The organism is Streptomyces sp. NPDC059456, from assembly GCF_042750055.1.
Taxonomy (GTDB): domain Bacteria; phylum Actinomycetota; class Actinomycetes; order Streptomycetales; family Streptomycetaceae; genus Streptomyces.
Genome location: NZ_JBHYVA010001117.1, coordinates 1 through 1,353 on the forward strand (window position 1 = coordinate 1; position 1,353 = coordinate 1,353).

1 protein-coding gene is annotated in these 1,353 nt (G+C 78.7%); it reads left to right on the top strand.

Translation table 11 applies throughout. The features are described from left to right. Positions 1 to 68: 68 nt before the first annotated feature. Positions 69 to 1,353 (top strand): BREX system ATP-binding domain-containing protein (locus ACFXA3_RS42600; RefSeq protein WP_385196925.1); only part of this gene is annotated, 1,285 nt, incomplete at its 3' end.

Genomic DNA, 1,353 nt, shown 5'->3' on the forward strand with positions numbered 1-1,353 from the left:
CAGGTTCCCGCTCGACCACCCCTGTAGGCACGGCTTCGACCCTGACCCGGGTGAGGGGTGGAGTTTCGATGACGGGGGCACGTGTGACGCTGGTGGGCAGGGACGCGGTGATCGGAGCGCTGGACGAGGCGCTCGCGGAGTGCGCCGAGGGGCGTGCGCGGATCGTTCTGGCCGAAGGCTCCACCGGCTGCGGCAAGAGCACGCTGGCGGACACCGCCGCCGAACGGGCCCGCGCGGCCGGGGCGTTGGTCCTGTCCGCGGTCGCCTGCCCGGAGGAGCGCCACGTCGCCCTCGGTGTGCTGCGACAGCTCGCCCACGGCGAGGGGGGTTTCGCCCTGCCCGCGCCGGCGCCGCTGCCGGCGCCCGCACCGGCGCGGGTGGAAGCCATGCAGGCCTTCTGCGCGCGGCTGCGCGAGCTGAGCGCCGAGCGGCCGGTCGTGCTCGTCGTCGACGACGTCCAGCACGCCGACGACGCCTCCCTGCAGTACCTGCGGTACCTGGCCCGGCACGCCCGTTCGGCCGCCGTCCTGACCGTACTGACCGGCTCCCCGCACGCCGAGGGCCTGGACCCGGTGTTCACCACCGAGCTGATGCGCCAGCCGCACTTCGGCCGGGTCCGCCTCGACCGGCTCGGCCGTGACGAGGTCGCCGCCCTCCTCGGCGGGCTCCGGCCGGCCGACGGGCCGCACCGCATCAGCGGCGGCAACCCGCTCCTGCTGCGCGCCCTCGTCGAGGAGGGCGGGGACGGGCCGTGCGACGCGCCCGAGCCGGGCGGCCCGTTCGCCCAGGCCGTCACCACCTGCCTGCACCGCAGCGGGCCCACCGCGCTCGCGGCGGCCCGCGCCGCCGCGGTGCTCGGCGAACGCGCCACCGCGGAGCGGGTCGTACGGCTGCTGGGCGGGCCGGCTCCGGCCGCCCGGCGGGCCCTGGCCGCGCTGGAGGCCTGCGGCCTGCTGGACGGCACCCGCTTCCGGCACCCCGCCGCGCGGGCCGCCGTACTGGAGGACACCGGGCCCGCCGCCCGCGCCGAACTGCACCGCCGGGCGGCCCTGCTGCTGCGGGCGGACGGCGACCCGGCGACCGCGGTCGCCTCGCACCTGCTCGCCGCCGCCGGCGACCACGCCCCGGGCGAGCCCTCCGACGCCGAAGTCCTGCGCGAAGCCGCCGAGGAGCTCCTGGCCCAGGGCGACGCCCGCGGCGCCACCGAGCTCCTCGAACTCGGCCTGCGGCAGGGCGCCGACGCGCCCACCTGCCACGCGATCCGGATGCGGCTGGCCCAGGTCACGGCCCGCTTCGACCCGGCCGCGGCCGAGCGCCGGCTCACGGACCTGCTGGAGGCCCGGACCACGGCCG